Source organism: Streptococcus mobilis (assembly GCF_059727625.1).
The window spans coordinates 1,153,225-1,179,989 of the sequence record NZ_AP041823.1; the positions used below are offsets into that span (position 1 = coordinate 1,153,225).

Below are 26,765 nucleotides of genomic sequence, written 5' to 3' on the forward strand. Positions count from 1 at the left end.
AATACATTGACAAACTCACTAAAAAGACAGGGTAATTTGCCGTCAGAATTTCCCCAACAACTACTACAACAAAATGCAGATAGAATCTATAACATTGAGCAAGCAAACAATGTGAATCATATCGTTAATGTTACACCTGTACGCGAGATACTCTCTTCTGATGAGTACTATAACCTATTTATAATTTACGGTGAAAAGTTTGAAGCGAATTCTTTTAGTCTAAATAACGATAGGATTTTTGAACACACGAATACAGCAATTAAACAAAGATTCAATAAATTTACACTAGAAGATATTACTGAAATAAGAAGTTTACCAGCTTTATTTTTACCAGAGTATAGCGATGTGAACCAAGATATAAAAATTGGTTTTTTCGGAAAGTTAGAAGATATAGATAAAAAGGTTAAAGATACACAATTTGTTTTTCAGAAAGAATGTGAAATTGATTTAAATCAGGTCGAACTTCATCAATCAGAATTAAAAATAGAAAATTGGGAATTAAGTAGGACTCACTGGGCAATTAAGAGAGCTAATTTGAAGAACATTTTGGAAGGCTTTGGTAAAGGCAACGAAACAGAGTAAAGAAGTAAAGATCCAACGTGAAGTTGAAAAGTGGTTAACGTCTTACGACCTGGAGTTTGTGGCACAAAATGAAAGTGTTAATCCAGAGATTGACAAAGCCTTATCAAAATCTCCGCCCGTAAGAAATCAAAAGTTAGCACGAATTTACAAGATATCGATAATGCGGTAGGACGTTATGAAGATGTCGTCAATCTTATCAATTTGGTAAAGACGAAATGAAATTAGATGGATTATTTATTGAGGAAATAGTGATGAAATATTTTAAATTAATCGATGGTGGAACTTATCATATTGATGAATTTGAAGAGAAAACAAATAAAAACATACCATATTATCAAAATAGCAAAAGGTATGCATTGTGTCCAACTTGTGGTTCTTCGATTCAACTTATTGGGGGGGAAAATAATAATACTCAAAGTAGAACTGGAAAATATTATGCAGCACATACAAGAAATCCTATAGAAGGACTGTTCTACGATATAGAAAGAAGAAATAAATGTCCAAATTATGAGGGAAATCAAAATAATTGGCAGGGTATTTATCAAAGGGGAGAAGGGCTTCCTGAAAATGAAGAATTATCTATATTTATAAATGAGAATCAGTCGGATATTGCTAAAAAAGTTGGTGACTTAATAGGGTTTAATGGACTAAAAAGTGATGGGACACCTACTGCTATTTTTGATAAGATGCTAGAATCTTTTATTAGGAATGGAGGGTTATGTATTTTACCAGAACAATTTGTGCCAGACTATATCCCTAGAATGATTATTGAAAGAGCTGAACCAGTTAGTTGTTGGGGAGCAACTCCTTATGAGGAGATACGTAATCGTATTCAACAAAATCCAAACCTTCAAGAGTCAATCGAAGGAGTACAATTTAAACCAAATATTAGAACAGAACTTGTTTGTGTCCTAAATAATGTTGAAAATCCAACTCAAATCATAATTAGATTACTATTTGGTCAGGATGAATTAGATTTAAAAACAGTCAATGCAAGAGTTCAATAGAAATAAGAGGTATTGGGATGATAGTAAAAAAGAGGAGCTTCATTATGAAGCCCCTCTTGCTTTTTATTGTTGAAATTAGTATGCTTATTTTAAATAAAGATAGTGATTCGGTTGATTTTTTTGTAATGTACTGAAATTTAAAATTTCGAGAATCGCATAAAAACAAGGTTCCTAACGTTTATTGACGAGTAGTGAATCCCTACTTCACTTCTGAAAAACCAAATAAGGTAAACTTTTGATATTCTGGTTCGATTTTTGTTTATTTTTAATGAAAGTTCACCTTATTTTGATGAAATTGATTGAAATTAGCTGAAATTTTCTTTTTTGAACACTCATAAAAGCGTTGATTTTAAAGCACTTTGAATTTAGATGAAATAAGTGGTGCCCCAACCAGGTCTTAAGAAAGCTCGTAAAGCATCACAATTTAGTAAACGTTAATTCGAAAGAATTACAATATTTACAAAGAACACCTTTCGAGGTGTTCTTTTTATGTTTTCATACTAAATTGTGGCAGTTGACGTAGTTGTTGTGGCTTTAGCTACTTACAAATACGGCTGCAATTCGACGAAGTCAATTGCCTCTATACGTTAATTCGTTGCTGGAAAGCAGAATACAAGCGAAAACATTTTACATCTTGCAAGGTGTTTTTATCTATGAGAACTGGCGGTGCGTAATTAGGATAGCTCTAGCGACTTTAGTCGCGTAGAGATATGCTATGCACAGTTTCCCAAAGAAAACAAGCGAAGCGATGCTTGATTGGATGGCAACCACTATATAATGGAAATATCTAGAAATGTCTATTATAAGCAAATAAAAAAGTTTCAGGGAAATAGGTCTTTTTCGGAAAGTAATTATTGAATGTTGGTATCATGTTATTCTATGATATACTGAAATAGAACCTTGTCAAATCAGTCTTGAATAAGTTTGTAAAGTTAGCCAGTTATCTAAATGATAATATTCATTTATGTTAACTCAAATCATTAGCATTTCGTTATATACGAGATGATTTTTTATATTATCTAATGATTATCTAATTTGTATTTTTTAATTGGAATAATCAAAAAGACATCTGAGATTGATTAAATCAGATGTCTTTTATTCTGTCTTTTATAGTAGTGGCTATGACACAATTATTGTTCAGGATGTTCGTTTTTAAAGGAATTATATACTTCGAAAAGTTGATTTCGTCTAGTGATCTCAAGTTTTAAAAAAATATTGTGTACATGTGTCTTCACGGTTCCAACTGAAAGAAACAATTGATCCGCAATTTCCTGATTGTTTTTGTGTTCAAGAAGTAAAGGAAGAATTTCTTTTTCACGTTCAGTTAAATGAAGTTTTTCAGAGAATAGATCTAGTGTACTGGGGTTGTCAATTTTTTGGGATTTATCAAATGAACTTAATTGTTCTTCTACATTCGAAATAGCTTTCCAATCAGAAAGAATATATTTGATTATTAAATAACAAACAGCAATAGTAAACATGTCTTCACACATATTTCTATTTTGAATTCGCAGATTCAACAAGTCATACGAATCTATATTAAAAATTACAAATAAATCTTCTAAGATAATTAGAATGCCAAATAGCACTCCGATATTTGAAATAGTTTTTAAGTAATTTTTATTTCGACTACTAATATTCAAAGATTTTAGATTTCGTCTCGCATATATACCAGTATAAATCAAAAGAAGCTGATTGGGTAAATAGTACATAAAAACTCTTAATGGAGAATTGTTTAGAATTGGGAAAGCCATCCATATGAAAGTAATAGAAATAAAGCAATAGTGCGTTAATAAAGGTGTTTCTTTCCTCAGTCTAGCAACTATCCAAAACTGACAAATATTATTAACAAGATATATGACAGTTTTAACAAATGGAACTCCCAGGAAGTGTTGGTTATATGTGTTTCCGAAATCTTTAATTATTTCTGTCATTGATAGGATCAGATTATCAAAAATAAAAAAAACAAGATATAAACCGACTACAAAAAATAAGTATTTTTTATCCTTTTCTGAGTTTAAAGAATAGGTCAATACAATACCAAGGGTCAAAGTATACAGTATAATTAAAAATACATTGTATATATAAACTATTTCAATCATATTTAGCCTCCATTTATTCTGTGAAACTAATTAAAACTCTAAACTTTATTTAAAAGCAATAAAATAGGGAGTTTATATTTAAAATAGCATTACATTTTTAAAAGCATAAATACTGGGTTTAGTACTTAAACTTTTAAAAAAGAGGGTTTACACCTTTAAGTTTATCGCAAACTATAAAATTTTGCAATATCATTAAAGCATAACAACACAGGAGGTCTCAATTATGAGCAATAAAATTGATTATATTACAACAGAAGAGTTCTCTAAAGAGCAACTTTTAGAAATGGCTGAGCTATCTCTTAAGATTAAAGCTTGTATTAAAAATGGGTATTACCCACCTTTGTTGAAAAATAAAACTCTAGGTATGATTTTTCAACAATCATCTACAAGAACACGGATTTCTTTTGAAACCGCTATGACTCAACTTGGAGGGCACGCACAATATTTGGCACCCGGTCAAATTCAACTAGGAGGACACGAAACACTAGAAGATACAGCAACCGTGGTTTCTCGCTTAACAGATATTATAATGGCACGTGTTGAGCGTCATAAGAGTGTGGTTGATTTAGCAAAATTTTCTCAAGTACCAGTAATTAATGGTATGAGTGATTATAATCATCCTACACAAGAATTGGGAGATTTGATTACGATTATTGAAAACTTGCCGAAAGGAAAAAAATTAGAAGATTGTAAAGTAGTATTTGTAGGAGATGCAACTCAAGTATGCTTCTCTTTAGGATTAATAACATTGAAAATGGGTATGGAATTTGTTCACTTCGGTCCGAAGGGATTCCAATTAAATGATATGCATAAGTCAAAATATGATGAAATTTGTAAACTATCAGGTGGTAAATATTTGGTAACTGATGATATAGATTCAATTACTGGTGCAGATTTCTTATACACTGATGTATGGTATGGCCTATATGAAGCGGAATTATCAGAAGAAGAACGTATGAAGATTTTCTATCCTAAATATCATGTTGATTCAGAGATGATGGCAAAAGCAGGAGAAAATTGTAAATTCATGCACTGTTTACCTGCTACACGTGGCGAAGAAGTGTCTGATGAAGTGATGGATGGCCCAAATTCAGTTTGTTTTGATGAGGCGGAAAATCGTTTAACTTCAATGCGAGGTATCTTAGTTTATCTACTTCGTGATTTTGAGAAACGACATCCATATGACCTTGAAAAACAATCTGTAGCTAAAGCAGAACTGGAATCATTTTTAAAATAAAAAGGGTCAATTTGCTTAAAATTAACGATGTTATAACTCTCCTCTTAAAGGAAGGAGAAAAAAATGGAAGAAAAGAAAAAATTTAGTTTGTTTACTACAGTATTAACTGTAATATGTGTAGTATTTGTTGCAGAAGCTGCAGCTCCAGTTGCAGCGATTGGGAATTCTCAATTCTTTTGGTGGTTATTTTTATTAATTGCTTTTTTGTTACCATACGGATTGATTTCAGCTGAATTAGGTACTACTTATATAGGTGATGGTGGAATCTATGATTGGGTGACGAAGGCGTTTGGACATAGATGGGGCTCAAGGACCTCCTGGTATTATTGGATTAATTTTCCATTGTGGTTAGCATCACTAGCTGTTATGACTCCTGGGTTGTTGACAACGATAACAGGAGTTGAGTTTTCAACGTTCTGGACATTATTAATTGAACTTGTATTTATTTGGTTAATTATATGGATAAGCTTTTATCCTGCAAGTGATAGCGTATGGATCCTCAATGGTGCGGCAATTATAAAAATGATATTAGCTCTATTAGTGGGAGTCTTGGGATTATATATTGCCTTTACAAAAGGAATGGCTAATAAAATTACGTTGGATTCACTTTTACCATCATTTGATTTAAACAGTCTATCATTTATTTCTGTTATTATTTTTAATCTACTTGGCTTTGAGGTTATTTGTACGTGTGCAGATGATATGGAGAATCCTAAAAAACAAATACCACAATCTATAATTGTTGCAGGTTTAGTTATTGCGGCTATTTATATATTTTCTGCATTTGGTATTGGTGTAGCGATTCCTGTTGATAAAATTTCTACTAGTAGTGGTATGATGGACAGCTTTAAACTTTTGACCGGATCAGAAAATGGATGGTTTATAATTTTAATGGCATTTCTATTCTTACTAACTCTTTTTGGAAATATGATTTCATGGTCATTAGGAGTGAATAACACGGCATGTTATGCTGCAGAAAACGGAGATATGCCAAAGTTTTTTGCAAAACGTAGTAAAAAGAATAACATGCCAATTGGATCAGCTTTAGCAAATGGTTTTGTTGCGACATTTGTAGTAGTCATTGCACCAATATTACCAAATCAGGATTTGTTTTGGGCCTTCTTCTCATTAAACCTTGTTATGTTCCTGCTTTCTTATATACCAGTTTTTCCAGCATTTTATAAGTTAAGAAAAATAGATCCAGAAACTCCTCGACCTTTTAAAGTAGGAGGAAGTGATTTTATTTTAAAAATTATGGTTGTAATTCCAATTGTTATGATTTTGATTTCGCTTTTATTTACAGCATTCCCATTATCTTTTGATGAAGTAACATTAGCTGATAAATTGCCTGTAACTATCGGTTCATTAATTTGTCTTATCTTAGGTGAAGTTATTATTCGTGTGAAAAAAATCAAAAAATGATAGTAACTAAATACCAATACAATAAAAGGAGGACTTGAGATGTCTAAGCGTATTGTGGGGACAACCCCTAAAGTAGATGGATTTCGAATGCCAGGAGAATTCGAAGAACAAGAACAAATTTGGATGTTATGGCCATGGCGAAATGATAATTGGCGTTTAGGAGCCAAACCTGCTCAAAAAGCATTTTTAGATGTTGCTAAAGCCATTAGTGAATTTGAACCAGTTTCACTTTGTGTACCACCTCTTCAATTTGAAAATGCTATCGCTCGTGTATCTGCTCTTAATTGCGAAAATATCAGAGTAATTGAGATGACAAATGATGATTCGTGGATTCGCGACTGTGGTCCTACATTTCTTATAAATGATAAAGGTGAACGTCGTGCAGTAGATTGGGAATTTAATGCTTGGGGAGGTCTAGTCGATGGACTCTATTTCCCTTGGGATCAAGATGCGCTTGTTGCAAGAAAAGTTTGTGAATTAACAAATACTGATTCTTATAAAACAGAGGATTTCGTTTTAGAAGGTGGATCAATTCACGTTGATGGTGAAGGTACAGTGATGGTTACTGAAATGTGTCTTCTTCATCCAAGTCGAAACCCACATTTGTCAAAAGAAGAAATTGAACAAAAATTAAAAGATTATTTGAATTGTGAAAAAGTAATTTGGGTGAAAGATGGTATTGACCCATATGAAACGAATGGTCATATTGATGATGTAGCATGTTTTGTAAAACCTGGAGAAGTTGCATGTATTTACACTGAAGATGAAAACCATCCTTTCTATAAGGAAGCAAAAGCTGCGTTTGAATTCCTAAGTGAACAAACAGATGCAAAAGGCAGAAAATTAAAAGTACATAAAATGTGCGTTACTAAGAAGCCATGCTATCTAAAAGATGCAGATACGATTGATTTTTCTGAAGGGGCTATTCCAAGAGAGGAAGGAGAAGTTGCAATCGCATCATATTTGAATTTCTTAATAGTGAATGGAGGAATTATTCTTCCTCAATATGGTGATGAGAATGATGCATTAGCGGTTGAACAAGTGCAAGCAATGTTCCCTAATCGTAAAGTTGTTGGAGTTGAAACTACAGAGATTGCATATGGTGGTGGTAATATTCACTGTATTACACAGCAACAACCAGCAACGAAATAACATATGCAGAGTCTGGTAAAGCAGACTCTGTTTTTTCTAATATATAGCATTAAGTTAGATGGAGGAATGTGAAAATAAATTTGTTTTACTAAGAGGTATTAGAGATGAAAAATATTAAAGTAGACTATAGCTGGTTGAAAAATTCTGCCATAACAGGAGTCAATCAGTTGCCTGAACATTCTGAGCATTATTATTTTGATAAATATGTAGGTATAAATCAACTAGACTATTTTCAAATAGATATGATGCACTTAAACAATAATTGGACTTTCATGAAATCAGATTTCAATGAAAAAAATGGTGATGACGAATCTACATTGGTAACTTTGTTTAATCATTTTAAAGGTGAAGATAAATTAATTACTAAAAATATTATCTTGAAAATGCAAAGCTTCAATCTGCCCGTGTATATTTGGATGAATGGGTGCTTTGTTGGATTTTCAAAGGGACTTGAACAGTCTATAGAGTTTGAAATTACAAATTTACTACGTTTGGATGAAAATGAACTTATAATTAAGGTATGCTCTATTGAAGAAGAAAAACAAAAAAATAATGTGATGCTAGATTCAATCTTAGACAAAATTTCGGAGAGTATTATTTATAGTACTCCTAAACTACATGTATATGATTTTAATGCTGTATTAGGAAATAGTCAAAATTTAAATAAAAAGACATTAACCATTGATTGCTTATTAAATGGATATTCTAATAGCGCTATAATTAGTGTTTATATATATGATAAAGAAAAAAGTATTATTTTTAAGGAGAATATAGAATATACTAATAAAATTGAAAAAAGATATGATTTAGATATAAATTATTTAGCAATTTCTTTTGTAGAATTGTTGATAATTGATGATGGAACAATAGTAGAAACAGCTATAACAAAAGTTTAATAATTTATTTTGTGTTTATATAAACAAGGGGTTAGACTTTAGTAATAGTTAAATAATCCAAAAATTATAGTAGTATTAAGTTTCTTGATAGTGTTAGAAACAAAATGAAAACTCTCTATCTTAATTAAATTCATAAAATTACTTTGAAGTCAAAAAAGAAAAATCTGTGTGATGTTGGAAGCAAGTGATCTCGAAACAACCTAAAATAAAACTTTGACAAAATAAGCCTTAAGGAAGTTTGTAAAGAATCAGATTTCTTAAAACGTTAATAAATAAGCTAATACTAACTTATATAGACATTCAAGATGACTTTCTTGAATGTCATTTTTATTTTAATATACTTTAGTTAAATCTAAAATTGTGTTATTTTATATTTGATGTAGATTAGTTATTATATGTCAGTTCTATTTTCGGGACCTAAATATCTCAAAAGTGATTACTTAATATGTAAAAGTGAGTTATAATTTATATATCGAACTGAAAGGGAATTGCGATGTGGAAAAAGCAAATTGAAAATCCAACAATTATTAAGAGACAAAAGCATGATAAAATGAAAAGTCTTAAGGAATATACTATTTCGTTAAAATTTTATATTTAGAAGGGTTTGGAGAAAGATGAAATTTATAAATGGGATGAAGGATTTGTCACAAGCGATAGTAGACAAAACGGTTGATGTGAGTCAAAAAAGTTTTAAGTGGGTTAAAGATAATCGTGTAGAAATTATAGAATATGCAGCTATTACTATCTTAAAAAGTGTTGTTGAAGTTTTAAATGAAGATAGGAATAGGAAAGAAATATATGAGAATGAGTATGATTATAATGAAAGTTTTGAATCTAATATAAATGAGTCAAGCTATATAAGTACTATAAATGATGAGCAGGTTGTGTTGAAGGAACCACAAATTAAAAATAATAAAAAATATCCTCAAAACAGAAAATCTCCAGACTGTCATTTTTGCCATAGTAAAAATGGTAAAATCTTCGTTCGAGGAGGAACGGATGAACAAAAGCAGCAATTTAGAGAGATGCATCGATTTGTAGGACAATATGTTTGTACTGAATGTGGAAACGACTTTGATGAAGATGATATTGATTGGGAATTTAGCGATCCAGAAACTGGTTTCTATTATTGTAATTTCTGCAGTAATTCACTTGAGCAGGCTGGAATTGATGCAATGGATCCTGATAGTTTTGGATACGATGATTATGGAAATTGGGATTCTGACCGTTTAGGGTTATAACCTATCTAATGTCATTAGATAAAATTAATTAAAAAATTTTTTCAAAAAAATTTTAATCCTATATGGAAGATCTTATAATGTGTATTAAAATCCTTAAAATATCGCTATTTCCGCTATTTTAAAGGGCACTTTGTAAAGTGTCCTTTTTAGATTTTAATAGAAAATTGAGCAATTTTTGGTAGAAAAAGCGATTTTTTTTGATTTTTCTTTTTTTTACTTTCATCAAAAAATGGCAGACTATAAGTATGAAAAGAAAATTTATTGAGTGCAAGAGAGTTGTAGCATCAGCTACAACTCTTTTTTTGCTCTCAAAAGTCTTTTCAAATAAATAAAAAAGAGGTTATATAATGCCTGTAGATAAAAAAGAGAAAATCGAGAAGATTTTAAATGCACCGACTATAAATTCGCTAACTTCTGTTAATTTGAAAACAGTTAACAAAGTAAGGGATCCGATCACTAATCGAACATCGATTCATTTAGATACTGGTACGATTCATATTGAAAACTTTGACGATAACAAAGATTATTTCAAGCTTCGAGTATTGAAGATGTTGGATTTATTGATTTTTCTTATTGGTAAGAAGAATAAATATAGACTAAGTGAAGAAGATGCTGTTAACTGCTTGGTTGAATTTTCAATTAAACAGTATTCAGAACTGCTAGGGAAATCTAAACCAGCAAGTATCTCAACGAAAAAGAATGTACGTTGTATCATTGATGAAGCATTATGCTTGCTCAAGGATCTTTCTATCAGTACTAAAGAAAAGAGAGGTGCACATCATGTTGTATTCAATGATATAAAATTTATTGAGGAATTCAAATGCGAAAATGGAATTTTTACAGTTCAATTGACTGAAAAATTCGTTAGATATTTAATCACATCTTATGTGACAAATTTTCCTCTCGAACTTTTTAAAATTGATGAACGTAGTAAAAATGTTTATTCTCTTGCAAAGAAATTAGTCTATCATCAAAGTAACAAAAATAATCGAAGAAAAAAGACTAATGAAATTATTTCCGTTGAAGCTTTATTAAATGTATGTCCCCAAATTCCTCCTATAGAAGAAGTAAGATTAAAAAAAGGTGGTTGGCGTTCAAGAATTGAAGAGAGCTTTGCTAATTCACTTGATAAACTAATCGATTATAAAATCCTAGTTAGTTGGGAATACTGTAATCCAAATTGTGAACCTTTATCAGATGAACAGTTAGGAATGAACTCATTTTTTGAATTTCAGAAATTTAGGATTCATTTTAAGGTTTCAGGGATTTAAATTCACTGATTTATCGATTTGCTTCGATTAAATCAGGATTTATGGGGTATGTTGAATTAGAAATTGGGGTATGTTGAATTAGAAATTGGGGTATGTTGAATTTGCTAAAAAAATTTTGATCCTTGGTATCACTGATATTATTAGTATTTCTGATTTTCAATACTAATAATATTAATAAGCAGCATATGCCTTCAATTTTCATATTGAAGGCAATGCTATAATTTTGCCTGTAAGAAAAAAAGTCCGGATTTATTTTTTTACTGGAAACTACAAAAGGAGAAAAAAATGTTTGAAGAAGAAAAATCTTATTTGAAAGCATACATTGAACAAATCTCTAAACCAAGTCGTAAAGGTGGTAAGGGAGCATATATTTGCCCCCTCTGCCACAGTGGTGAAGGAAGAAACAGAACTGGTGCTTTTCACATTTACGATGAAATCCAGTGGAAATGTTTCTCTTGCGATAGAGGTGGAGATATCTTTGATCTTATCGGCTATGTAGAAGGAATTGATAAATTTAAGGATCAATTGAAGCGTGTCAGAGAATTGTTTAATCTATCAACTGAATGTGATGAATTAAAGAACCAGAGGAGTGAATATTTGAATTCCAATGCTGTTTTTCCTTTAAAGGAAGAAGAGAAAAAAGATAATTATTTAAGCTTTTATAATGAGGCCACAAAGCATCTCTGTGAAACTGACTATTTTCTTAAACGAGGGTTGAGTTTTTCAACAGTCCAACGGTTTAAAGTTGGTTACGTAAAAAAATGGAAGCATCCCAAAGTGACTAATCCTAATGTTCCTGAAACACCTCGGTTAATTATTCCTTTAAGTGAAAGTTGTTATTTTGCTCGTGATACAAGGGAAATTGTACCCGGAACTCAATTGAGCTATATGAAACAGAAGGTGGGAGGGAGCGATATTTTTAATAAAAGCGAACTCTTCAAAAAATCTACGGATCCCATTTTTATTGTAGAAGGCGAAATAGATGCCATGAGCATCGTTGAAGTTGGTGGAAAGGCAGTAGCACTTGGCAGTATTGGAAATATAAATAAATTAATTAATCTTATTTCTGATCTAAAAATTGATCGTACATTCATTCTTTCATTGGACCAAGACGAAAAGGGGAGAGAGGCTGAACTAAAATTAGCAGAGCAATTTAGAAGTAAGAAAATTAAATTTATTTCTTTCAAATTAACTATTGATGATGTAAAAGATCCTAACGATATGTTAGTGAAAAATAAAGGAGTATTTAACAAAATGGTAGAAAATGCAATCAATCAAACAAAAAGTGAAAAAGAGCGGTATCTTGAATATTCAACAGCTAATCATCTTTCGAAGTTTTTTAATGATATTACGAATGGTTCAAATACTTCATGTATTAAAACAAATTTTGAAGGTTTAGATGATCTGTTAGAAGGTGGTCTTTACGAAGGCTTGTATTGTGTTGGTGCAATTTCCTCCCTTGGAAAGACAACATTTGTAACTCAGATTGCTGATCAAATTGCAGCACAGGGAACAGATGTTTTGATTTTTAGTATTGAAATGTCTAGGTGGGAAATAATTAGTAAAAGTATTAGTCGTCACACTGTTATCGAATCTATTGCCTCTAATAGTGATATCAGAAATGCAAAAACAGCACGAGGAATTACTGAGGGGAGTAGATATTCAGGTTACAGCAACCCAGAGAAGGATTTGATTAAAAAAGCTGTAGCAAATTACTCGCAGTACTGCAAAAATATTTACATTGTCGAAGGTACTGGACCTATTGGTGTGGAGCTAATTCGGAAAACTGTTGAAAATCATCTCAAATATACTGGAAAAGCACCTGTCGTTATTATTGATTACTTACAGATTCTATACCCGGTGAATGAACGATTAACTGAAAAACAAAACACAGATAGATCGGTAATAGAATTGAAAAGGATTAGCCGAGACTTTAAAACACCAGTAATTGCTATTTCTTCTTTTAATAGAGAAAACTACAAATCTGTTGTAAGTATGCAGTCTTTCAAGGAGAGCGGAGCAATCGAGTATTCTAGCGATGTTTTGATTGGACTTCAACTAAAGGGGACTGGTCAAGGAAATTTTGATGTTAATGAAGCTAAATCGAGAAATCCACGAGAGATTGAGTTAGTGGTTTTAAAAAATCGTAATGGAAGAACTGGCATTAAGATGGAATTTGACTATTATGCGATGTACAATTATTTTAAAGAAAAGTAGTTTAAGGCTTTTGGTTAATGATCTAATTTGTTGAACTATTCTAAGCCTTATCAAAAGATGGAAATCTCTGTAATTAAGAATTAGAAGGAAGAGATAATGCAAACAATAAATCATACAGAATTAATGAAATTAGGTTTTCCTGAACATACGGCACGGGATATTATAAAACAAGCAAAGTTAATTGCTGTTCGACAATTTGAAGAATCTAGAGCTTTATCGAATAATGTGGTAGAATTAAGTAAATCACCATTTGATAATTCTCGTCTTAATTTAGCTCCTACGTATATTGTAGAAGAATTACTCGGCTTTAAGTTGCTTTCTGAAAGAAAGGAACAAAATGAGTAAAAAATATAAATGCGTAAGTCGAAATAAGAAAGGAAAAATCTACTATGAGGTTGAATTCAGTGTAGATCCGTCTACGGGTGACCGAAAGAGGTTTAGGGTTAAATCTTATAAAGATCAATTTGGAATTGATTTTAAAACAGAAAAGCAAGCCTTTGACGAAGTCTGTAGGATAAGAACTGAATACAATGCTAAAATAGCTAGTGCCAGTGCAAATAGGCCACAATTAGATATTCCATTTTCAAAATTTATGGAAGATGTTTATTTGCCTTATTATAAGAAAACTGTTCAGCCCGTAACCTATCAAACTGCTTATCCTCAGTATAAGACTTTTATTGAAGTTTTTGCTGACAAGAAATTGTCTGAAATCAATGTTCGGGAATGCGAAGATTTTAGATTATCTTTAATGGAAGACTACTCTCCAAATTACGCAAAAGGACTTTGGTGTAAACTGAAGAAGTGCTTAAATTATGCAGAGCGCTTGGAATACATCGAGAGTAATCCTTGTCGCAAGTTAGACAATCCTAAAGGAGAAAAATCAAAAACTGAATTTTGGACTGTAGAGGAACTTGATAAGGTATTAAAAACTTTTGATCAGACGGTTTATGAAGAAAGGCAGTTTTACACGGCTATCTGGCTTTACTTTATGACGGGGATGCGTGTATCTGAGGGTCTTAGTTTAAAGTGGTCAGACATAGACCTTGAAAATAAGGTTATTCATATTCAGTCTACGTTAGAATATCAAGGGAATGGGAAATACGTTCGAAAAGAGCAGACAAAAACTAGGGCAGGAATGCGTTTCTTAGAAATAGATGACGAAACTGTTAAAGTGTTGTAAAATTGGAGAATGGTACAAGTGTATAATAGAGAAGATAATTTCGTATTAGCACGGTTTAACTCTCCAATGAACAAATCTACCTTAAGTCGAATGTTAAAAAGGCATGCACTAGTGGCTAAGGTTCCGGTTATTACTGGGAAAGGTCTACGTCATAGTCATGATTCATTTATGATAAACGTTCTAAAAAAAGATGTTTTGTATGTTTCGGCTCGTTCAGGAAGAACGGACAAAGCTACAACACTAAACACGTATTCTCATTTCTATGATAGACAGATTGTTACTGGCGGTGCTGAAATAACAGAGGTGTTAGGAGAGCTGGGACTAACTGCAAATCCCGCCACAATCCCGCCAAGTAAAGAAACCGAGTGAAAATTAGCTGTATGAGAACAACTAAAGCAACGACGCTTCAGTTACTCTTAAATAATCGAGTTTCCAATCAAAATGAAAACCGAGGTTTAGCCCTCGGTTTTTTCGTGCATTCTTTCTTTCGTGACTTTTACAAGCCCTGTATCATCAAATATTTCATTGAGATACGACAAGATTGTTGCTATAATAGGGATATTCTATGAAATAAGGAGAAGGTATGAAAAATTTTAAACAGTTTCTTTTGGCTTTTGTTGCTGTTTTTGCAGCAGTCCTCTTGGTAGCCTGTGGTCCAAAAAGTGATAATGGGACTTATGTATTCGAACCCACAACAGAAGAAGTGAGGGAGATGCTACCAAGTCAACTTGCTTATATCATTACAGATGATTATAAATTTAAGGTTTCGATTATCATTAAGGAAAAAGAAGGCGTTATGAAGGTTCAAATAAAATCAAATGTTCAAAATACCAATCAATCCTATGATTTTAAGGTTGACCAAAAACACAAAATATTTGTAATGAAGAATGACGACAGTGGGACAAAGATGACGTATAAAATTTCTAATCATATGCTAACCTTTATGGATGTGAAAGAATCAAACTCGAGTAGTTCTGATATTTTTGTAAACTATATAAAAATGGCTAAGTTTAAAAAAGTTAAATAATTTAGCGAACGTAGGTACGGATCCTGCCTCTTTAATCGTTACATATTAGTTGATAAATATATTACAAGAGTATTACATTTGTAATATTTCATTGCCGTGTGTCTGAATTGTTGATATAATAGGGTGAATCTAACTAAAAAGGAGAAGTTATGAAAAACTTTAAACGTATTCTTTTGGCTGTAGTAGCTGTTTTTGCAGCAGTCCTCTTGGTGGCATGTGGTGCCAAAAGTGATAACGGGACTTATGTCTACAAACCATCAAAAACTGAAGTGAAGGAAATCCTTGAAGAACAAGGTGCTCCAAGTTCAAGTGTAGATGCATTGATTGACAATGTTAAATTGGAAGTTTCAGTGACCATTAAAGATAAAACAGGTAGCCTTAAAATTAAAGGTGAAATGATGGGACAAAAGACTGACCAATCATTTGATATGAAAGTTGACCAACAAAAGAAAACTCTTCAATCTAAAACAGGTGAAGGTGAGAAGGTTAAATACAAAGTTTCAGGCGATGTGTTCACTTTTGATTTATCTGGTGAAAAGAGTTCAGGTCATGAAGCTGCTTTGGAAATGTTCAAAAACGCTAAATTCAAACGTACAAAATAATACAAGAGAAGAGCAGAGGGGATCTGCTCTTTTTCTTCTTTAAAATATCTTGAATCGGTATGAAAATAGTGGTAAAATCTCATTATAAAATACATTAGGAGATTGATTATGAAAACTATTAAACGTATTCTTTTAGCTTTCGTTGCAGTTTTTGCAGCCGTCCTCTTGGTGGCATGTGGTGCCAAAAGTGATAATGGGACTTATGTCTACAAACCATCAAAAACAGAACTCAAGAAAATTCTTGAAGATCAAGGCTTATCAGGTAGTCAATTAGAGTCTATTGGAGACGTTATTAATTTTGAAGTTTCTATTAAGATCAAAGATTCTAAAGGAACCCTCAGCATCGCGGGTGAAGTCGCTGGTCAAAAGAATGAGAGATCTTATGATGTCAAAATCAATCAAAAAGAGAAAACAATCTCGTCAAATGATGGTAGAGGAGAAAAGATTACATACAAGGTCGATGGTGACTATTTGACATTTGATCTTTCTAAGTTAAGTAATAGCAACCAAGGGGATCTTATGATTCTTAAAAATGCTAAACTCAAACGCACGAAATAATGCATATGAAGAGCGGGGAAACCTGCTCTTTTGCTTTACTTTTATGACTAGTTTGGTATAATGAATGAGACTACAGATGGGACTGGGGCAGGAATGATTTTCTTTGAAAATGATTTCGTCTCGCTCCCTCTTTTCTGTGTGATCAAGGAAATTATTTATGGAAAAGGAGAATCATCTATGCTATATATTTGGTCTTACTTGAAAAAGTATCCCAAGTGGCTAGCTCTGAATCTATTTTCGGCGGTCCTGTTTGTTATTGTCAATTTGGGATTGCCAACGATTCTAGCTCGCATGATTGATGAAGGGATTAACCCGCATGATGTGGATCGGCTGTATTTCTGGGGCTGGGTCATGTTTGCGATTATCTTGCTTGGGATTGTGGGGCGGATTATCTTGTCTTACGCGGTTGGCCAGCTAACGACCACCATGGTCCGAGATATGCGCAATGACCTCTATGCTAAGTTACAGGAGTACTCGCATCGCGAGTATGAGCAAATTGGGGTATCGTCACTGGTCACTCGCTTGACTTCAGATGCCTTTGTTTTGATGCAGTTTGCGGATTCTATGTTGAAGATGGGTGTCATCACTCCCTTGATGATGGTTTCCAGCGTTATCTTGATTCTGACGACCAGTCCTTCTTTAGCGTGGATTGTAGCGGTTTCTGTACCATTTCTTGCTGTCGTCGTCTGGTATGTAGCAGTTAAGACACGTCCACTTTCTGAGAAGCAACAAAAGACCCTGGACCATCTTAATCAATTTGCTCGTGAAAATTTGACTGGACTTCGTGTGATTCGTGCCTTTGCCCGCGAAGAATTCCAAGAGGACAAATTTGCGGCTGAAAATGAAGTCTATGCGGAAAACTCGAATAAATTGTTCAAACTAACTGGTTTGACAGAACCCCTGTTTGTGCAGATCATCATTGCTATGATTGTGGCGATTGTCTGGTTTGCTTTGGATCCTCTTCATGACGGTAGTTTGAAAATTGGGGATCTGGTTGCCTTTATTGAGTATAGCTTCCACGCGCTCTTATCTTTCCTCTTTTTAGCCAATCTCTTTACTATGTATCCTCGGACTGCGGTTTCTAGTCGTCGGCTCAAGGAAATCATGGACATGCCCATTTCGATCGATCCAAATGAGAATGGTGTAACAGAAACAGCATCTCGTGGCTATTTGGAATTTGACAATGTTACCTTTGCTTATCCGGGTGAGACAGAGAGTCCAGTTCTTCACAACATTTCCTTTCAAGCCAAACCTGGCGAAACGATTGCCTTTATCGGTTCGACCGGTTCTGGGAAATCTTCACTTGTGCAGTTGATTCCTCGATTCTATGATGTAACGCTTGGGAAAATTTTGGTGGATGGCGTGGATGTCCGTGACTACAATCTGAAAGCCCTTCGCCAAAAGATTGGTTTTATTCCGCAAAAGGCCTTGCTCTTTACAGGAACCATTGCTGAGAACCTTCGTTATGGGAAAGAAGATGCCTCTGTACAAGAGCTAGAACAAGCGGCTGAAATTTCCCAAGCCAAGGAATTTATCGACAGTCGTGAGGAACGCTTTGATACCCATTTGGCAGAAGGTGGTAGCAACCTTTCAGGTGGTCAAAAACAACGCTTATCCATCGCTCGTGCCGTTGTCAAAGATCCAGATGTCTTTATTTTTGATGATTCCTTCTCTGCCTTAGACTACAAGACGGATGCCACTTTGCGGAAGCGTCTCAAAGAAGTTACAGGAGATGCGACCGTCTTGATCGTAGCGCAACGCGTGGGAACCATTATGGATGCGGATCAAATTATTGTCTTGGACCAAGGGGAGATCGTTGGTCGAGGAACCCACGATGAATTGATGGAAAGCAATGAGATCTATCGTGAAATTGCCAATTCGCAGCTCGATAGTCCATCATTAACAGAGGAATAGAAAGGAGAAGCAGATTGAAACAAGAACAAAACAGTTTTAGTAGACTATGGACTTATTTGAGAGCCTATCGCTTGGAAGTTTGCTTGTCCATTTTCTTAAAAATCCTGAGTGTCGTCATGAGTGTTGTCGAACCCTTTGTTTTGGGGCTTGCCATTACTGAGTTGACAAAAAATCTCATGGATATAGCAAAAGGCCTTGCGGGAGCTGGTCTTAACACCTCCTATATCGCGATCATTATGACGCTCTATCTATTCCGTGGGGTCCTCTATGAGTTGGGGTCTTATTATTCCAACTACTTCATGACCAATGCTGTTCAAAAGACCGTTCAGGATATGCGAAATGATTTGTCTCATAAAATCAATCACATTCCCGTTTCTTATTTTGACCGGCATCAATTTGGAGATTTGCTAGGACGTTTTACTAGCGATGTCGAAACCGTCTCGAATGCCTTGCAACAGTCCTTCTTACAAATCGTTAATGCTATCTTTACCTTGCTCTTTGTCATCAGCATGGTCTTGTACTTAAACATCCAGCTGGGGCTAGTGGTCATTTTGTCCATTCCGATCACTTATTTCAGTGCTCGATTTATCATGAAAAAATCTCAACCTTACTTTAAAGAGCAGGCAGATGTTTTGGGAGCAATGAACGGCTTTGTGCAAGAAAATTTAACAGGATTTAATGTACTTAAGCTCTACGTTCGGGAAAAATCTTCTCAGGAAGAGTTTCATGATATTACCCATCACCTTCAAAAAGTAGGATTCAAGGCTAATTTCATTTCTGGCTTAATGATGCCGATTTTAAATGGGATTTCAGATTTGACTTATCTCATTATCGCTTTGTTTGGTGGCTTGCAAGTGATAGCAGGACGTTTGACTGTCGGGAATATGCAGGCCTTCGTTCAATATGTTTGGCAGATCAACCAACCGATTCAAAACTTGACCCAATTGGCAGGACAGCTACAAAGTGCTAAGTCGTCTTTAGACCGGATTTTCCAAGTCATGGATGAGCCAGATGAAGTAGCAGATGTGACAGAAACCCTCTCTGGAGATTTGACAGGGCAAGTCAGCTTTAAAAACGTGGATTTCCAATATGTAGCAGACAAACCCTTGATCCGTGATTTCAACCTAGAAGTCAAACCAGGTGAAATGGTGGCCATTGTCGGACCGACTGGAGCAGGGAAAACAACCTTGATTAATTTGCTGATGCGCTTTTACGATGTGACTGCGGGATCGATTACAGTGGATGGTCATGATATTCGCCATCTGTCACGCCAAGATTACCGCAAGCAATTCGGAATGGTGCTTCAGGATGCTTGGTTATATGAAGGAACCATCAAAGAAAACCTTCGCTTTGGTAATCTCGAGGCAACGGATGAAGAAATTGTTGAAGCCGCAAAGGCAGCCAATGTCGATCACTTTATCCGGACACTCCCTGGTGGTTACAATATGGAAATGAACCAGGAGTCTAGCAATATTTCTCTAGGGCAAAAGCAACTCCTAACCATTGCGCGTGCGCTCCTAGCGGATCCTAAAATCTTGATTTTGGATGAAGCGACGTCTTCTGTCGATACGCGTTTAGAGCTCTTGATTCAAAAAGCGATGAAGAATTTGATGAAAGGGCGGACTAGCTTTGTTATTGCTCACCGCTTGTCTACCATTCAAGAAGCAGATAAAATCCTTGTCCTCAAAGATGGCCAAATCATCGAGCAAGGAAATCACCAATCCTTGTTAGCAGATAAAGGGTTCTACTATGAGCTCTACAATAGTCAATTTTCAAATAAAAAAGCGGAATAAGCTTGTGTCATCAAAAGAGGTTTGAGAAAGCATTCTCATCCTCTTTTTTCTTACTCACTTTTATTACTACATAAAAAGGTTAACATTTCTGCAACAAATTGATACAGAATATTCACACAATTCACCTTGTTTGTCATGATAATTTTTATTAGGATAGAATCGTTGTAAAAAATAAAAGGAGAAATGTGTGATGAATCATTTAAACAAAGATATCATTTTTGGCATTCGCAAGTCTAAGCTTGGAGTCTTTTCTGTCGTGATTGCGATCATGGGGGCTTGTTTTTTGACTGGACAATCTGTGGCAGCTGATCAAGCTGGAGAGCAGGCACTAGTCCAAACACAAGGGCAAGAAGCGACAACCTCTGATCCCGCAAGCTCTCAAGTAGATACCAGCCAATATGGAGCATCCATGCCTTACACCCGTTATGAGGCAGACAAAGGGAACCTCCTTGGAAAAGCAGAGGTAGAGCAGTCTCAAGACAGTCAATCAACAGCTATTGAAGCTTCTGATCAGACTTATGTCGCTTTAAAAGAAATGGGAGATGGTGTCTCCTTTAAGGTCAATGAACCAGCTAATGCCTTAACTGTACGCTACACGGTACCAGATGGAGCCAGTGGACAACTCGATGTACAGGTGAATGGTCACAGTGTAAAACAATTGGATCTTTCGTCTACGTCTAACTGGCAGTACTTGAATGACAAAGGTATTCATGATAGTGCCCAGGCGGATACACGCGCTCGGTTCCAATTTGATGAAGTACACAGCCTCCTTCCAGGCATTCAACTTCAAAAAGGAGATGTGGTTTCACTGGTGAAAAACAGGTCAGATGACGTCCATTATGGCCTTGACTTTGTGGAATTCGAGCAAGCTCCAGACCCGATTGCTCAAGGGGACAATGCTATCAATATTGTTTCAAAAGGAGCTACACCAAATGATGATACCGATGATAGCCAGGCCCTCTATGATGCGATTTATGAAGCCAAACAAACCGGAAAGAATGTCTATATCCCAGCTGGGCGATTTAATCTCAATCGAAAAGTCGGTATCGATGCTTCCGATATGAAGATTTCAGGGGCCGGTATCTGGCATACCCAACTGCATTTTACTAGTGACCAAGCTGGTGGCGGTGGATTTGACTTCCTTCACCAAGACAACCATGTTGAATTTAGCGATGTCTATCTTTCTTCCAACCTTCGTTCACGCTATGGTGAAAATGCTCAGTACAAGGCCATTTCTGGAACGCCAGGGAAGAATTCTCATATTCACGATATTTGGGCTGAACATTTTGAAGTCGGCATGTGGATTGGCGATTATGCTGGCAAAAATGATATGAAGTACACAGATGGTCTAGTAGTAGAAAATGTCCGTTTGCGCAATAACCTGGCTGACGGAGTCAACTTTGCACAAGGGACTAAGAATTCGATTGTCCGCAATTCTAGTATCCGTGGGAATGGAGATGACGGACTTGCCAGCTGGTCAAGTATTGCGGATGGGACAGAATCAGCAGTAGCAGAAAATAATAAATTCTTGCACAATACGATTGAACTCGGTTGGCGCGCTGGGGGTATTGGAATCTTTGGTGGGAAAGGCCATGAGATCGCCTACAATCGGATTAAAGACAATATCGGTGATGCCGGAATTCGCTTGACGACTGTCTTTAAAGGCCATAACTTTGATCTGAATGAAGAAGGGATTCGGGTTCACCATAATCTCTTGGAGCGTACAGGAACGAAGAGCGATATCTACAACAAGCATCGTGGATCGATTGATGTTGAAACGCGCTATGGAGATATTAAAAATGTTACCATTGAGGACAATGTATTTGTAGCGCCATTTGATACAGGTGTGACTGATCACCTCAATCCAAATGGAGGTATCCTAAACCATGTCGAAGTCAGAAACAATCAGACAATAGCGCAACTCACTCAAGCGACTGAAGGAGGAGTGTCTGCTTCTGCTTCAAAAGCAGCTGGACAAGCCTTGAGAGTGAAAGAAAAAAAACTTCAAGTAAGCACAGTGAAAGTTTTCCTTCAACCATCGAAAGTTCAACCGTCTAAAAAACAAACCGGTCTGAATCTTAAACAAGCAAAGACAGTTACTAAAACAGTCAAACCTAACTATGTCTTAAAAGCAACAAATTCTAAGCAAAAGAGCTTTTTGAAGGCTCCGAACGCTTTATTCCTTTACCGGATGATGGGGTTAAGTCAAACGGTTTAAGAAGAATGGAAATCCTGGATACAATTCCAGGATTTTTTGCTTGCTGCTAGTCCTTCATTGACAGTGATAAGGCATATCGGTATACTAGGTATAATCTAATTAGGAGGCCACCATGATGATTCGACCCGTTCAGCTCAGCGATGCAACAGCTATCCGAGCGATTTACCAACCTTATGTGACAGAGACAGCTATTACCTTTGAGGTTGATGTGCCGACTGTCCAGGAATTTGAAAGTCGCATCACAAAAACGCTGACTCAATTTCCTTATTTGGTCGCAGAAGTGGATGGAAAAGTTGTGGGGTATGCCTATGCCTCGACCTATTATGCACGCGCTGCCTATGATTGGACCACTGAATTATCTATTTATGTAGCAAAAGAAGCGCGTGGACAAGGGATTGGATCGGCCCTTTATACGGCCTTAGAAGAAGAGCTACAAGCACGAGGCTACTTACGCTTTCTGGCCTGTATCGCAGTCCCGAACGAAGCGAGCATTTCCATGCATGAAAAGCGGGGCTATGTCCAAGTGGCTCATTTCCCAAAGATTGGCTATAAGTTTAACAAATGGCATGATATCGTCTGGATGCAAAAGACGATCGAAGGGCCGGTGAGAAAAATCAAGTAAGAGCTGTTAAGGAGTAGTAGCTAAATGAAATGAAAACTCCATATCACTTGAAACAATCCATAAATTATTCAGCATAGAAGATGTTTTTATACGAAAGAGGTTTTTATGACTCAAGAACAAAGTGCTAGACTGTTACCTCAAAAGCCCTCCAGATGGACCAAAATTCTACTTAACCGAAAGGTTCCCATTCTCCTGTTCTTCTTACTGGAATTGGCCTTTCTTGTCTTTTCATATCTCAGCCTACAAGAGCATTTACCATCCATTATCTTATGGGAACACTTGTTGAGTGTCTTTACCTTCTTTTACTTGCTCAATCGTTCCATGGATTCTCGTTCCAAACTGTCCTGGGTGATTATCATTGCCCTCTTTCCAATTTTTGGGACGGCTCTGCTTTACTTTTCGTTAGCTGATTTGGGTGTGAGACGCTTGAAGAAGCGGCTTGAGAATGCCACAGTGCAGGCATCTGACTATCTAAGCACCGATCCAGGAGTTGCTGATTATTTATCCCAAAGTGATCGCCAATTACAGAAATTAGCTTATTTTTTGGAGCATAGTCCAGCCCAGTTTCCTATTTACAGAAACACAGAGGTTACCTATTTTCCACTTGGAGATGACATGTTACCAGCCTTATTAGAGGATTTGAAAAAGGCGGAACGTTCTATCTTCATGGAATATTTCATCATTGACGAAGGGATCATGTGGGGTGAGATTTTAGCAATTTTAGAGGAGAAGGCAAAGGCGGGTCTGGACGTTCGTGTCATGTTTGATGGGATGAATGAGATGACTACCTTGTCCTACGATTATATCGAGCGATTGCACAAGGTTGGCATTAAAGCTCAAGCCTTCTCACCAGTCAAGCCTATTCTATCAACCTATTACAATTACCGAGACCATCGAAAGATTACAGTGATTGATGGTCAAGTTGCTTATACTGGTGGCATTAATATCGCTGATGAGTATGTCAATAAACGAGAACGCTTTGGTCATTGGAAGGACACGGCCCTTCGATTAGATGGTTCAGCAGTTCAAACACTGAAAGCTCTCTTTTTGACCATGTGGTCAGTGACTGGAATAGAAGATAAAAGGGATATGGAGCGCTATCTACAAGAAAAACCTCAACAAAGGAAGGGGCAAGGCTTGGTTCTTCCGTATGGCAATTCACCGCTGACCTACCACAAGGTTGCCGAAAATGTTTATTTACATCTTCTGAATACATCTACTGATTATGTCTTTATCATGACCCCTTATTTGATTTTGGATGACGAATTGGTTAGAGCCATGACTTTTGCGGCCAAACGAGGAGTAGATGTTCGGATCATTATGCCAGGGATTCCAGATAAACAGTATGCTTTTGATATTGCGACGACCTATTTTAAAGTGCTCTTGGATGCTGGCGTCCGTATTTTCCGTTATACCCCAGGCTTTGTCCATGCTAAAGTTTATGTATCTGATGACAAACAAGCTGTGGTAGGAACCATTAATACAGACTACCGAAGTCTCTATCAAAATTTTGAAGATGGGGTATATCTTTATAAGAATCCGGAAGTGCTTAACATTGAACAAGATTTTGAGAGAACCCAGTCTCTCTCGGAGGAAGTAACATTGGAAAGTTTGTCAAAAATGCCTATAGCACATCGTCTAGGTGGTTATCTCTTTTCTTTGATTGGACCTTTGATGTAGATGGAGTTTCTTCTTATTTGAATGCTATAATATTTTAAACAAATAGCTAGCAAGTCGTTACTTGATGAAATCTACTTCTTGACTCTAGCGATTAGTATGCTATAATAGTCTCATGCGATGAGTCGATTGGCTCTTAGGAGCCTTTTGCGCTGAGGAGGTCTACATTCAATTGTAACGCAGGAGCGGACCTTGAGTAGTTGTGTGAACCGGCTGCTCTCACTGAAAGGTGCCTCGAATCCTGATCTTCGGATCAGGATTTTTTTGTTTCTTCAAAGAATTGAAAACTATTATAATACAATTGCTACAAAGTTACGTTGGTGTTATAATATAGTAAAGTGCCTAATGTCAGAAAGGAGTTGAGTTGATTGGGAGATTTCTATCATTCTAATGATCCAGCATCTACAGACTATTCGCATAAAATTGAAGAGCTTGAAACCTCCAAACAATTTCAGGATGCCATCGGATTGATCCGAGAACAGATGAAGAACAATCTTCAGTGGAATGTTTTGCGATCTTTTGGTATTATTTGCGCCATACTGTCTCTCATCTTATTGCGTTTTGCAGCTGTTCCGTTCATCCTTTTAGTTGCTGGTTTGTATTATTGGCCACAATATAAAAAACGAAAAGCCTTGTTTGGGGATCGAATTCGATCGAACGATGAGATCTATCTTGATGATATCCTGTCGCCTGTATTAAAGGAAGTTTTTCCTAATGCTTCGATCAAAGAGGACGGTTCCATCCCTTCTGAAGCTCTCTCGCATTTATGTCCTCGGTCGACTGATTTTCTATGTTTCAAAGAACTATCGTTTCATGATGATAAAGAGCTAACGGTTTCAAATCTCTATGCCCATCATACGGAGACTCGTTACCGGACGTCCAATGGACATACGAGGACGGAACATGTGGAAGTTACAGATTTCCTTGGACAAGTGTTCTCTTTATGTCTACCGATCAATTTCTCCGGTCATCTTCGGGTTGTGCCAACCAAGAAATCCTTTCTATTTAAGAGGGAGGTGAATGGGGTTTATCCTGGAGCTAGAGGAGATGAAGTTCAGATTGAAACCGAGGATATTCGCAATAACGAGAATTACAATATCTACTGTACAGATGAACTGTCTGCCCGTAAATTTCTCACCCCTAAGATGTTGGAATGGTTTGATCGACAAATTTCTCAAAATGCCATGTGTGTATTTTTGAAAGATAAGAAACTATTTATTTCTTTGTATACCGATCGCTATATCTTTCCGACTCCCCAAAAACCGGAAGATATTGATCAGCTATCCTTGGTATCTGAATATCATAAATTATGCAAAGAACTGGATTTAATTAAAGAAATAACAGCAATTTTTGAAGGAGAAACATCATGAATCTCATTATCGGCTTAATCATATTTGTTGGCCTATTGGCTATTTGGTTTATTAGTGTAGGAAATCGTCTCAATCGTTATCTTGTGACCATTGAAGAATCAAAGAGAACGGTCGATATCGTCCTCGTAAAACGCTATGATACCATTTCGGAAATGCTAAAAGTAGCGAAAGCTTATGCAAAACATGAACAAGACCTTTTTACCGATTTAGTTGCTTTACGCCAAGGAGCGAGCATTCAAGAATCCAACCAAGTCATAACCAATCAAAACGATGTCTTGGCACAAATTCGTGCAGTGGGTGAAAACTATCCAGAGCTCTTGTCTTCTAACCAATTCTTGGCCTTGCAAAAGGAAATTGCTGATGAAAATGAAGATCTTGCTGCAGCGAAGCGAATTGTCAACAGTAATATTAGCCACATCAATCAAGAAATTGTTTCATTTCCGGCGTCTATCGTAGCAGGTGTAAAGGGGATCCATCAAGTTCCATTTCTTACTGAAGAAACACAAGGTAAGAAAGATTTAAGTGATTTGAACTATGATCTTAACTAAAAAGCTATTTATGATTAATAACCATCAAAAGTCCTGGTCTTGTTATCAGGATTTTTTCCTACTGTTGGTACTTTTCATTTATGCCAAAAAATTGTATAATAGTACAAATACTCAATTTTTAGAAAATTT

The 26,765-nt window shown here is 35.7% G+C and carries 21 protein-coding genes and 1 pseudogene; 21 read left to right on the plus strand and 1 reads right to left on the minus strand.

Annotated features, from left to right (window positions below; genetic code table 11):
* The first annotated feature begins 6 nt into the window (after window positions 1–6).
* Complete coding sequence (locus AC6IZR_RS05465; protein WP_070465082.1) at window positions 7–582, plus strand: hypothetical protein; 576 nt, start codon at window positions 7–9, stop codon at window positions 580–582.
* 215 nt (window positions 583–797) lie between these two features.
* Window positions 798–1,589, plus strand: coding sequence for a hypothetical protein (locus AC6IZR_RS05470; RefSeq protein ID WP_083279696.1), 792 nt, complete (start codon window positions 798–800; stop codon window positions 1,587–1,589).
* Between the two features lie 1,130 nt (window positions 1,590–2,719).
* Here the strand turns inward: AC6IZR_RS05470 and AC6IZR_RS05475 are convergent.
* Window positions 2,720–3,691 (minus strand): response regulator transcription factor, encoded by a 972-nt coding sequence (locus AC6IZR_RS05475; protein WP_485780921.1) that lies wholly within the window; start codon window positions 3,689–3,691, stop codon window positions 2,720–2,722.
* 223 nt (window positions 3,692–3,914) lie between these two features.
* Between AC6IZR_RS05475 and ptcA the strand changes: the two genes are divergently transcribed.
* The 19 genes and pseudogenes from ptcA to AC6IZR_RS05570 all read left to right on the plus strand — a co-directional run bounded on the left by ptcA (window position 3,915) and on the right by AC6IZR_RS05570 (window position 26,636).
* Window positions 3,915–4,928 carry a putrescine carbamoyltransferase gene (ptcA, locus tag AC6IZR_RS05480; protein WP_003016617.1) on the plus strand — a complete coding sequence of 338 codons (1,014 nt, stop codon included), beginning with the start codon at window positions 3,915–3,917 and terminating at the stop codon, window positions 4,926–4,928.
* A gap of 63 nt (window positions 4,929–4,991) precedes the next feature.
* Entirely contained in the window at window positions 4,992–6,350 is a 1,359-nt protein-coding gene (locus AC6IZR_RS05485) for an APC family permease (protein ID WP_497848198.1), read from the plus strand.
* Window positions 6,351–6,389: 39 nt separating this feature from the next.
* Complete coding sequence (gene aguA / locus AC6IZR_RS05490) at window positions 6,390–7,502, plus strand: agmatine deiminase (RefSeq protein ID WP_497848199.1); 1,113 nt, start codon at window positions 6,390–6,392, stop codon at window positions 7,500–7,502.
* Between the two features lie 104 nt (window positions 7,503–7,606).
* Window positions 7,607–8,398 (plus strand): hypothetical protein, encoded by a 792-nt coding sequence (locus tag AC6IZR_RS05495; protein ID WP_497848200.1) that lies wholly within the window; start codon window positions 7,607–7,609, stop codon window positions 8,396–8,398.
* 614 nt (window positions 8,399–9,012) lie between these two features.
* Window positions 9,013–9,639, plus strand: a complete 627-nt coding sequence (locus AC6IZR_RS05500; RefSeq protein WP_497848201.1) for a hypothetical protein — start codon at window positions 9,013–9,015, stop codon at window positions 9,637–9,639.
* Window positions 9,640–9,986: 347 nt separating this feature from the next.
* On the plus strand, window positions 9,987–10,910 hold the full coding sequence (locus AC6IZR_RS05505; protein ID WP_371608626.1) for a hypothetical protein: 924 nt from the start codon (window positions 9,987–9,989) through the stop codon (window positions 10,908–10,910).
* 285 nt (window positions 10,911–11,195) lie between these two features.
* Complete coding sequence (locus AC6IZR_RS05510; protein ID WP_497848202.1) at window positions 11,196–13,127, plus strand: DnaB-like helicase C-terminal domain-containing protein; 1,932 nt, start codon at window positions 11,196–11,198, stop codon at window positions 13,125–13,127.
* 96 nt (window positions 13,128–13,223) lie between these two features.
* On the plus strand, window positions 13,224–13,472 hold the full coding sequence (locus AC6IZR_RS05515; RefSeq protein ID WP_003003182.1) for a DUF3173 family protein: 249 nt from the start codon (window positions 13,224–13,226) through the stop codon (window positions 13,470–13,472).
* Window positions 13,465–14,676, plus strand: a pseudogene (locus tag AC6IZR_RS05520) (tyrosine-type recombinase/integrase). The gene AC6IZR_RS05515 and the pseudogene AC6IZR_RS05520 overlap by 8 nt, the downstream one beginning before the upstream one ends.
* Window positions 14,677–14,890: 214 nt before the next feature.
* Complete coding sequence (locus AC6IZR_RS05525) at window positions 14,891–15,334, plus strand: hypothetical protein (protein ID WP_497848203.1); 444 nt, start codon at window positions 14,891–14,893, stop codon at window positions 15,332–15,334.
* A gap of 149 nt (window positions 15,335–15,483) precedes the next feature.
* Window positions 15,484–15,936 carry a hypothetical protein gene (locus AC6IZR_RS05530; RefSeq protein WP_003007432.1) on the plus strand — a complete coding sequence of 151 codons (453 nt, stop codon included), beginning with the start codon at window positions 15,484–15,486 and terminating at the stop codon, window positions 15,934–15,936.
* Window positions 15,937–16,044: 108 nt separating this feature from the next.
* Window positions 16,045–16,494 (plus strand): hypothetical protein, encoded by a 450-nt coding sequence (locus AC6IZR_RS05535; protein WP_497848204.1) that lies wholly within the window; start codon window positions 16,045–16,047, stop codon window positions 16,492–16,494.
* A 177-nt stretch (window positions 16,495–16,671) separates the two neighbouring features.
* Complete coding sequence (locus AC6IZR_RS05540) at window positions 16,672–18,408, plus strand: ABC transporter ATP-binding protein (RefSeq protein ID WP_497848205.1); 1,737 nt, start codon at window positions 16,672–16,674, stop codon at window positions 18,406–18,408.
* A gap of 14 nt (window positions 18,409–18,422) precedes the next feature.
* Complete coding sequence (locus AC6IZR_RS05545; protein ID WP_023918195.1) at window positions 18,423–20,201, plus strand: ABC transporter ATP-binding protein; 1,779 nt, start codon at window positions 18,423–18,425, stop codon at window positions 20,199–20,201.
* 190 nt (window positions 20,202–20,391) lie between these two features.
* The gene (locus tag AC6IZR_RS05550; protein WP_497848206.1) at window positions 20,392–22,419 is read left to right on the plus strand and encodes a right-handed parallel beta-helix repeat-containing protein; all 2,028 of its coding nucleotides are present in this window, start codon (window positions 20,392–20,394) and stop codon (window positions 22,417–22,419) included.
* A 112-nt stretch (window positions 22,420–22,531) separates the two neighbouring features.
* Entirely contained in the window at window positions 22,532–23,041 is a 510-nt protein-coding gene (locus AC6IZR_RS05555) for a GNAT family N-acetyltransferase (RefSeq protein ID WP_003015000.1), read from the plus strand.
* A 105-nt stretch (window positions 23,042–23,146) separates the two neighbouring features.
* A complete protein-coding gene (gene cls, locus AC6IZR_RS05560; RefSeq protein WP_497848207.1) occupies window positions 23,147–24,721 on the plus strand; it encodes a cardiolipin synthase in 1,575 nt (524 codons plus the stop codon).
* 365 nt (window positions 24,722–25,086) lie between these two features.
* Window positions 25,087–26,088 (plus strand): DUF3137 domain-containing protein, encoded by a 1,002-nt coding sequence (locus AC6IZR_RS05565; protein WP_371494929.1) that lies wholly within the window; start codon window positions 25,087–25,089, stop codon window positions 26,086–26,088.
* Window positions 26,085–26,636 (plus strand): LemA family protein, encoded by a 552-nt coding sequence (locus AC6IZR_RS05570; RefSeq protein WP_134974377.1) that lies wholly within the window; start codon window positions 26,085–26,087, stop codon window positions 26,634–26,636. The genes AC6IZR_RS05565 and AC6IZR_RS05570 overlap by 4 nt, the downstream gene beginning before the upstream one ends.
* Window positions 26,637–26,765 lie beyond the last annotated feature (129 nt).

Coding starts and splice junctions, on each gene's coding strand:
- AC6IZR_RS05470 (WP_083279696.1), top strand. CDS start 798: ATGAAATTAGATGGATTATTTATTGAGGAAATAGTGATGAAATATTTT.
- AC6IZR_RS05475 (WP_485780921.1), bottom strand. CDS start 3,691: ATGATTGAAATAGTTTATATATACAATGTATTTTTAATTATACTGTAT.
- ptcA (WP_003016617.1), top strand. CDS start 3,915: ATGAGCAATAAAATTGATTATATTACAACAGAAGAGTTCTCTAAAGAG.
- AC6IZR_RS05485 (WP_497848198.1), top strand. CDS start 4,992: ATGGAAGAAAAGAAAAAATTTAGTTTGTTTACTACAGTATTAACTGTA.
- aguA (WP_497848199.1), top strand. CDS start 6,390: ATGTCTAAGCGTATTGTGGGGACAACCCCTAAAGTAGATGGATTTCGA.
- AC6IZR_RS05495 (WP_497848200.1), top strand. CDS start 7,607: ATGAAAAATATTAAAGTAGACTATAGCTGGTTGAAAAATTCTGCCATA.
- AC6IZR_RS05500 (WP_497848201.1), top strand. CDS start 9,013: ATGAAATTTATAAATGGGATGAAGGATTTGTCACAAGCGATAGTAGAC.
- AC6IZR_RS05505 (WP_371608626.1), top strand. CDS start 9,987: ATGCCTGTAGATAAAAAAGAGAAAATCGAGAAGATTTTAAATGCACCG.
- AC6IZR_RS05510 (WP_497848202.1), top strand. CDS start 11,196: ATGTTTGAAGAAGAAAAATCTTATTTGAAAGCATACATTGAACAAATC.
- AC6IZR_RS05515 (WP_003003182.1), top strand. CDS start 13,224: ATGCAAACAATAAATCATACAGAATTAATGAAATTAGGTTTTCCTGAA.
- AC6IZR_RS05525 (WP_497848203.1), top strand. CDS start 14,891: ATGAAAAATTTTAAACAGTTTCTTTTGGCTTTTGTTGCTGTTTTTGCA.
- AC6IZR_RS05530 (WP_003007432.1), top strand. CDS start 15,484: ATGAAAAACTTTAAACGTATTCTTTTGGCTGTAGTAGCTGTTTTTGCA.
- AC6IZR_RS05535 (WP_497848204.1), top strand. CDS start 16,045: ATGAAAACTATTAAACGTATTCTTTTAGCTTTCGTTGCAGTTTTTGCA.
- AC6IZR_RS05540 (WP_497848205.1), top strand. CDS start 16,672: ATGCTATATATTTGGTCTTACTTGAAAAAGTATCCCAAGTGGCTAGCT.
- AC6IZR_RS05550 (WP_497848206.1), top strand. CDS start 20,392: ATGAATCATTTAAACAAAGATATCATTTTTGGCATTCGCAAGTCTAAG.
- AC6IZR_RS05555 (WP_003015000.1), top strand. CDS start 22,532: ATGATGATTCGACCCGTTCAGCTCAGCGATGCAACAGCTATCCGAGCG.
- cls (WP_497848207.1), top strand. CDS start 23,147: ATGACTCAAGAACAAAGTGCTAGACTGTTACCTCAAAAGCCCTCCAGA.
- AC6IZR_RS05570 (WP_134974377.1), top strand. CDS start 26,085: ATGAATCTCATTATCGGCTTAATCATATTTGTTGGCCTATTGGCTATT.